Annotated in this window: 6 protein-coding genes and 1 pseudogene; 5 read left to right on the plus strand and 2 right to left on the minus strand. The window is 46.7% G+C overall.

The window, feature by feature from the left end; all coding sequences use genetic code 11:
• Positions 1–217 (minus strand): annotated as a pseudogene (locus ACTXGO_RS07410) (tetratricopeptide repeat protein); the annotation flags it as partial.
• A 483-nt stretch (positions 218–700) separates the two neighbouring features.
• On the opposite strand from ACTXGO_RS07410, the gene hemA reads away from it, so the two are divergent.
• The 4 genes from hemA to ACTXGO_RS07430 all read left to right on the plus strand — a co-directional run bounded on the left by hemA (position 701) and on the right by ACTXGO_RS07430 (position 4730).
• On the plus strand, positions 701–2023 hold the full coding sequence (gene hemA, locus ACTXGO_RS07415; protein ID WP_435950094.1) for a glutamyl-tRNA reductase: 1323 nt from the start codon (positions 701–703) through the stop codon (positions 2021–2023).
• Positions 2024–2463: 440 nt separating this feature from the next.
• Positions 2464–3600 (plus strand): aminotransferase class V-fold PLP-dependent enzyme, encoded by a 1137-nt coding sequence (locus ACTXGO_RS07420; protein WP_435950095.1) that lies wholly within the window; start codon positions 2464–2466, stop codon positions 3598–3600.
• Positions 3601–3803: 203 nt separating this feature from the next.
• Positions 3804–4241, plus strand: a complete 438-nt coding sequence (locus ACTXGO_RS07425; protein WP_435950096.1) for a YeeE/YedE family protein — start codon at positions 3804–3806, stop codon at positions 4239–4241.
• A 69-nt stretch (positions 4242–4310) separates the two neighbouring features.
• The gene (locus tag ACTXGO_RS07430) at positions 4311–4730 is read left to right on the plus strand and encodes a DUF6691 family protein (protein WP_443541157.1); all 420 of its coding nucleotides are present in this window, start codon (positions 4311–4313) and stop codon (positions 4728–4730) included.
• A gap of 88 nt (positions 4731–4818) precedes the next feature.
• Here the strand turns inward: ACTXGO_RS07430 and ACTXGO_RS07435 are convergent, their stop codons facing one another.
• Positions 4819–6483 (minus strand): AMP-binding protein, encoded by a 1665-nt coding sequence (locus tag ACTXGO_RS07435; RefSeq protein ID WP_443573900.1) that lies wholly within the window; start codon positions 6481–6483, stop codon positions 4819–4821.
• 260 nt (positions 6484–6743) lie between these two features.
• Here ACTXGO_RS07435 and ACTXGO_RS07440 point away from each other — a divergent pair.
• Positions 6744–7787, plus strand: a 1044-nt coding sequence (locus ACTXGO_RS07440) for a 2,4-dienoyl-CoA reductase FMN-binding domain-containing protein (protein ID WP_443573902.1), incomplete at its 3' end; no start/stop codon positions are given.

Raw genomic sequence — 7787 nt, forward strand, 5'->3', positions numbered from 1 at the left:
CGCGTTGTATATTGATATCTTGGGTAATTGATAAGGTATCATTAAGGCTGGCACTGGCACTGGCATAAGCAGGTGCTCCTAAGCACAGACAAGCGGCCAACACCAAAGTTAGCTTGTGCTGATGACACAGACGATCGACAATCTTGCGCCATAGCGCTCGAAGGTTTATATCATCATACGCGCGCTGTAGTTGCAACGAAGTACCAAAAAGTTTCATATATAGCAGTGCTTGCCTGTGATCGCATCAAAAGCGGCTAAACGAGGAAGTAGTCTTATCATATTATGGATAGCGATTAGACTTATTATAGCCAAGCCGATTTAGTTTAACGTAACTGTTCTTACTGTTCTTACTAGAGTTAGTAGCTCAGCTCATTATAAGAGGAGACGTTTGTGATAAACAATAGCGTCCTTGTTACTCAAAAAGTAGGGCTAAAATTTGCCCTAACAAGGGCAATAAATGCGCTCAATAAATGACTGCTAAGACGCCTTGGAGTAGTTGATTTGTGCTGTCAGCGCCCAGATACAGATAAACAGCACTAGGGTTACTGGGCAAGTATTAAATAAACCTTGTAAGAGTGATACAATAGGCGACTTTTATTGCATCTGTCTTTTCGTGCATAGGTGTAGCAGTTGCCTTTAATAACGCCTTTATAAGTCAAGTGAGTCTTGACGGGCGAGTTATATAGACGGTCTATCGATAATGAGATTAGTGGTCATTGGGGTCAATCACAAAACCGCACCAGTCGCTCTACGTGAGCGCTTGGCGCTTGTTGGTGAGGATGTCAATACTGCGCTTGAGCAGTTGGAACGCTTTACCGATGGTAGCGTAATTGTCTCTACATGCAACCGTACTGAGATCTATGCGCTCGTGCCGCAAGAGGCTGATGCAGGTTCTGTAACTTCTGTATCCTCAGCTTTAGTGAGTGCGCACATTTTACGTATAAAAACTTGGCTTGCTACTTTTAAGCAGATCGCGCTTACTGAGATTGATGACTATCTATATGTGCACCGTGATACTCATGCTTTAACGCACTGGCTACGAGTGGCCGCAGGTCTGGATTCTATGATACTCGGTGAGCCGCAGATACTTGGCCAAATCAAGCAAGCAGTGCATTTAGCGCAAAATGAGAAAGCTCTGACCAATCAGCTAGGCTGGATTGTCGATCAGGTCTTCGCCTCCGCTAAGCGCGTCCGCAATGAGACGCAAGTGGGCGCCCAAGCAGTATCACTCGGCTTTGCAGCGGCTAAGCTTGCCACTCAGATATTTGATAACCTGCCCAGTCGCACGCTATTGGTCGTTGCCGCAGGCGAGATGAATCGCTTGGTAGCGACCCATATCGCAGGTTTAGGTATCGGGCGCGTTATCATCTGTAATCGCAGTCCTGAGCGCGCTCAAATTTTGGCCGATGAGCTACGACACGCAAACTGTCAGGTTGAGGTGCGTACGCTCCAAGATTTGCCGCAAGTGTTATCTGAGGCGGACATTGTCAGCAGTTGTAGCGGTAGCATGGATCTATTGATTGATAAAAGCATGGCGATGCAAGCGCTCAAACGTCGCCGTTATCAGCCGATGCTGATGGTGGATCTGGCAGTACCGCGCGATATCGATGCTAGTATTAGTCAGATAGATGACATTTACTTGTACTCAGTTGATGACTTGCAACACGTTATCGCTGGCAACATCGAACAGCGTCGTCAAGCCGCTGTTGACGCTGAGCTATTAGTCAGTCAGCTCGTCGTTGAGATGGAGCGAAGTTTCGCTGTGCGTCAAGTGGGCCGTGATATTCAAGAGTATCGCTTGCGCACTCACGATCAAGTCGACAAATTGCTAAGTGAATCCATCGCAAAGCTTACAGATGGTGAAGCTAATGCTGAGGATATCGTCATTGAGCTGACGCGCCGTTTAACGCAGACACTCACTCACGCGCCATCGAAACTGATGCGTAAAGCGGCGCGAGAAGGCGATAGTGAATTGCTAAATTTTGTGGTTTCAGGATTAAATGAATCCTACCGTCGCCGTTAGGCTTTTGTTTAATATATGCTAGAATCGATACGATACAAACAGCATCATGATCTAGGCTGCCAAGCTCAAACTAAGTGAGCGCTTAAACGAGTATGACTTAAGGCGTGTTTGATATTCGATCATGGCACTGACAGAGACTATTTTTTAGTCGCTGCTCTTAAATTAGAAGCAAGATAAAAAAAGTAAGTTTAGTCATTCTAAGCGTCTATTTTTATCAAAGGAGCGGCAAAAAAGAGTCCTGTCCTTCCAGGCTGATGCTAAAATTGCTCCATACTGTGTTGCAAGTCTAGCTAAGGTCTGGACATTATCTTCGACTCGCGCCGTGTCTGGAACCATTTTAGCGATCAGCAGTGCTCATTTATGAATTATCAAATACGCCTTAATCTTTACCATAACACTTTTAAATTCTATTTTAATAAATTACCAACTAGGAGCACGCCATGACCGCATTACGTCAAGATATCGATCCCAACGGCTTATTAGAGTATTCAGTGGTTTACACCGATCGCGCTTTAAACCATATGTCAAAGGCATTTCAGCAGGTCATGAATGATCTATCTAGTGAGCTTAAGTCAGTTTATAACGCTGACGCTGTGGTCATCGTCCCTGGTGCGGGCACTTATGGTATGGAAGCGGTTGCCAATCAGTTGGCCCGTGATGAGGACTGCCTTATCATCCGTAATGGTTGGTTTAGCTACCGCTGGACACAGATTTTAGAAAAAGGCAAGATCGCCAAATCCTCTACCGTTTTGACAGCCAATCGTACTGATGACACTGAGGCGCCAAAACCCTTTGCGCCAGTCGATATCGATGAAGCTGTCGCCAAGATTAAAGCCGAAAAACCGGCGATTGTCTTTGCGCCGCATGTTGAAACCTCAGCGGGTATCATTTTGCCTAATGACTATATCAAGGCATTGAGTGATGCCACGCATAGCGTGGGTGGTCTACTCGTCATCGACTGTATCGCCTCAGGCTGCGTCTGGCTCGATATGAAAGACTTGGGTATTGATGTACTCATTAGCGCCCCGCAAAAAGGCTGGAGCAGCACCCCTTGCGCCGGTCTTGTGATGCTAAGCGATGCCGCTGTCAAAAAGGTAGAGGAGACTGAATCTACCAGCTTCAGCCTAGATCTAAAGCAGTGGCTCACTATCATGCGCGCTTATGAAAACGGCGGTCATGCTTATCATGCCACGATGCCAACTGATGGTTTGCGTCAGTTCCGCGATACTATTTTGGAGGCCAAAGCAGTCGGCTTTGATACATTATCTGATGCGCAGTGGGAGCTTGGCAAGCGTGTTCGCGACGTACTAGAGGGCCGAGGCATTGAAAGCGTAGCGGCTGATGGTTTCAAAGCGCCAGGCGTTGTGGTCTCTTATACCGATCGTGACGATATGCATAAAGGCGCGGCCTTTGCTGAGGCAGGCATGCAGATTGCCGCAGGCGTTCCTCTAAAAGTCGGTGAGCCTGAGAGCTTTAAGACCTTCCGTTTGGGGCTATTTGGTCTCGATAAACTAACAGATGTCGACGGTGCGGTAGCGCGTTTTGAGTCAGTTCTTGATGAGGTCGTTGCTAAGTAATCGCTCTATTTACCGAGTGTTAAATCCATTAGGTTTTGATGAATTAAAAAGTGCTGAGTCTATCTATTTTATGGCTTAGCACTTTTTTTGGCTATTTGTTATATTTTATAATATAATGTTTTTTTATAAATAGATGTTGTCGATTTTATAGGGATTTGACATCGGCACGTCTCTAACTGGCACATTTAAATTGAGTAATGATTATGAGCATACAAATTGACTGGCAAGCCTTTACGCCTATCTCCTTGGTAGGCGGTCTTATCATAGGCGTTGCTACCGTAGTGCTACTGTTAGGCATCGGGCGCATTGCGGGCATCAGTGGCATTAGTGCAAGCTTACTTAAACCTAAACGCGTTGAGCTGTGGCAGATATTATTTGTCTTAGGTCTGATTGTCTCGCCGATACTGTATCAGCTTATCGCGCCGCTACCGCCTATGGAGGTGACCGGCTCATTGCCGTTACTTATTGGCGCAGGGCTACTGGTTGGCTTTGGTACGCGTTTGGGTTCTGGCTGCACCAGTGGTCATGGTATCTGTGGTAACGCGCGCTTGTCACCACGCTCAATGGTGGCGACCGTGACCTTTATGCTCTTTGGCATTCTCACCGTTTATATCGGCAGACAAGTATTGGGTTTGATTTAGCCTTAAACTGATTTAAAAAGTGAGTTGGTTGAGAGGCCATAGTCAATAATAGATGATAAAGAGAAGACAATGCTAAAAAATATAATTGGGTTACTAGTTGGTTTGTTATTTGGGTTTGGGCTGCTGATATCAGGCATGACCAATCCTGAAAAGGTCTTAGGGTTTTTGGATGTCTTTGGCGCTTGGGATATCTCACTGGCACTTGTCATGGGCGGCGGCTTAGCGGTAGCTCTGGTCGGTGTGCAACTGGCTCGGCGTCAAAAGCTGAGCTGGATCGGTACTGAAATTGATATGCCAGGCAAAACGGTCATCACCAAAAGACTTATTATTGGTGCCACGATGTTCGGTATCGGTTGGGGTCTGGTTGGTATTTGTCCAGGCCCAGGTATCGTGTTACTGGGTACAGGAGCGTGGCAAGCTTTTATATTCATCCCTGCGATGATCGTTGGGATGCTGGCCTTTGGGTGGCTTGAGCCAAAAATAAGCTAGTATTAACAAAGCAAATAAAAAAAGCTCCGTCTAAAAAATAGACGGAGCCTTTTTGATATTTTAGCGCAAATAATTTAAAACTATATTCCTACTTTGCACTAGAGGTCACCTTTGGTGTCTCGTGGGCAAGTGAAATAGCCGCTTGGCGTAGCTCAAATTTTTGTACTTTACCCGTACTGGTTTTGGGTATTTCGGCAAAGAGGATATATTTAGGTACTTTAAAACCTGCTAAATGCTCTTTGCAATGTGCGATGACATGATCGCGTTGTAGCGTGCTACCGTCATGAATCTCGATAAAGGCAACGGGCACTTCACCCCAGCGCTCGTCAGGGGCGGCGACTACTGCGCAGCTTTCGACCTCAGGCATTTTGTACAAGACGTTTTCGACCTCGATACTGGAGATATTCTCACCGCCTGAGATGATAATGTCCTTGAGTCTATCCATGATTTTGATATAGCCATCAGGGTATTTGACCCCTAAATCTCCAGTACGGAACCAACCATCTTTGAATGCCGCTTCAGTTGACTTGCGGCTTTTGAGATAGCCTTTCATGATCATATTACCGCGTAGTGCCAGCTCGCCCATCTCCTCACCATCAGCGGCAACCGGTTCGCTCGTACCTTGTCTAAGCACCTCAAACCCTGTCATTAGATGCGAGCGTACGCCTTGACGCGATTTCATTTGCGCGCGTCCTGTCACATCAAGATCATCCCACTGGTCTTGCTCGGCACAGACAGTGACGGGTCCATACACTTCGGTCAGCCCGTAAACGTGAGAGATATCAAAGCCCATAGCTTCCATAGCAGCAAGCATGGTTTCTGACGGCGGCGCGCCTGCGACCCAGCCTTTGACGTTATGATTAATAGCGTCTTTATGCCTTGCCTCCCCACCTGCGATCATATTGTGGACGATAGGGGCAGCGCAGTAATGACTAACCTTGTGCTTAGCGATGATCTGTAATATCAAATTGCCATCGATTTTGCGCAGGCAGACGTTAGTGCCTGCACGCTCAGCGATAGTCCACGGAAAGCACCAGCCGTTACAATGAAACATAGGCAGCGTCCATAGGTACAGCGGATGCTTTGGCATATCCCAATCTAGAATGTTGGAGACTGCGTTTAGCGCGGCGCCGCGATGATGATAGACCACGCCTTTGGGGGTGCCTGTGGTACCAGAGGTGTAGTTGAGGGCGATCGCTTCCCATTCGTCTTCAGGTTTTTCCCAATTATCCAGACGATCTGAGCTGGCGATTAGCTCTTCATAGCTCATTTTACCAAAGCGTTCCACATCAAGAGCGCTATCTGTGGCATGAATGACGATCAGATTAGGAAAGGTCTCATCGATAATCTCAGCCAAGTCAGCAAACTCGCTATCCATGATCAAAACTTTGGCTTCAGAATGCTGCACGCAAAAGGTTAGCGCATTGATATCAAGACGTGTATTTAGCGTACACAGTACGCCGCCTGACATGGGCACACCAAAAGCGACCTCTACCATGGCTGGCGTATTAGGCAGCATGACAGCCACCGTATCGTTTTTATCCACACCTAATTTGCGCAAGCTATCAGATAACTGGCGGCAACGGGTATAGGTCTGCGCCCAAGTTTGAGTTAATTCGTTATGCTCAAGGTCATCATAGATGATAGCGGTCTTATCAGGATAAACTTGAGCGCTACGAATAATAAAATCAATAGGGGTGAGCGGCTGGTAATTGGCAGCGTTTTTGCCAAGACCTGTGTGAAAGTCGGTCATTATGATAGTCCTTTATCGTATTTGGGTGGCGATTGTCTTTATAATAACGGCTCTTAGGCGAACAGCTAGCCTTTATTATAGCCAAAGACACGTCAAAAGTGGGCTTAATTTGGGATGATTTTTAAGAGGCCTTGAGCCTACTGATATTGATATTGATCTAATGCTCACTCATCAGTCGTTTGTCCGCATAGCTGATAGTCGTAGCGGTGTGGTAGGATAACTATAATTTTTAATTTTATCTCGTTGACAAGGACGACCCTATGAGCGCCAGCACCTCAGCTAAAAGCACTGCCAGCACGACAGATACAATAGACACTGCTAATGCTAACGCGCATTATCCTCATCTTTTTGAGCCGCTAGATTTAGGCTTTACTACGCTTAAGAATCGCTTAGTTATGGGTTCGATGCACACTGGACTTGAAGACCGTTTTTATAACTATGGCAAGCTTGCCGCCTATTTCGCTGAGCGTGCTAAAGGTGGCGTAGCGATGATGATTACGGGTGGTATCTCGCCCAATCGTGAAGGCTGGCTGTTGCCTGCTGGCGGCACTATGAATACGCGAGCAGATGTTATCAATCATCAACGCGTGACTCGCGCCGCGCACAAGTACGATAGCAAAATCATTATGCAAATATTGCATAGTGGTCGCTACGGCTATCATCCATTTATCCTATCCTCAAGCCCGATTCAATCACCAATTACGCCATTTAAACCACGTAAGATGAGTATTAGCAAAATCGAGCAAACGGTTGAAGATTATGCGCGCTCTGCCAAATTGGCTAAGCAAGCAGGCTATGACGGCGTGGAGATCATGGGCTCTGAGGGTTACTTACTCAATCAGTTTTTATCAAGCCATGTTAATCAGCGTAATGACGAGTACGGTGGTGATATTAAAGGACGTATGAAACTCGCCGTTGACGTCGTCAAAGCGGTGCGCGCTGCGGTTGGTGAAGATTTTATTATCATATTTCGTCTATCTGTCATCGATTTGGTCAAAGATGGCAATGTCATGGATGAGGTCATCACCGTCGCTAAAGCACTAGAAGCTGCTGGCGTGACCATTATGAATACGGGTATCGGCTGGCATGAAGCACGCGTACCGACTATCGTCACTAGCGTTCCGCGCGCCGCTTTTGTTGATTTTACCAGCGAGATCAAAAAGCACATCAGTATTCCAATGATGGCGGCCAACCGTATCAATATGCCAGATACGGCAGAAGATATTGTCGCAAGTAACCAAGCTGATCTCATTCAAATGGCGCGTCCCTTCCTCGCTGATGCGCACTGGGTCAACAAGGCCAAA

Source organism: Psychrobacter sp. T6-1 (assembly GCF_052258445.1).

Excerpts from the sequence above, each read along its gene's own strand:
- hemA (WP_435950094.1), top strand. The coding sequence starts at position 701 with ATGAGATTAGTGGTCATTGGGGTCAATCACAAAACCGCACCAGTCGCT.
- ACTXGO_RS07420 (WP_435950095.1), top strand. The coding sequence starts at position 2,464 with ATGACCGCATTACGTCAAGATATCGATCCCAACGGCTTATTAGAGTAT.
- ACTXGO_RS07425 (WP_435950096.1), top strand. The coding sequence starts at position 3,804 with ATGAGCATACAAATTGACTGGCAAGCCTTTACGCCTATCTCCTTGGTA.
- ACTXGO_RS07430 (WP_443541157.1), top strand. The coding sequence starts at position 4,311 with ATGCTAAAAAATATAATTGGGTTACTAGTTGGTTTGTTATTTGGGTTT.
- ACTXGO_RS07435 (WP_443573900.1), bottom strand. The coding sequence starts at position 6,483 with ATGACCGACTTTCACACAGGTCTTGGCAAAAACGCTGCCAATTACCAG.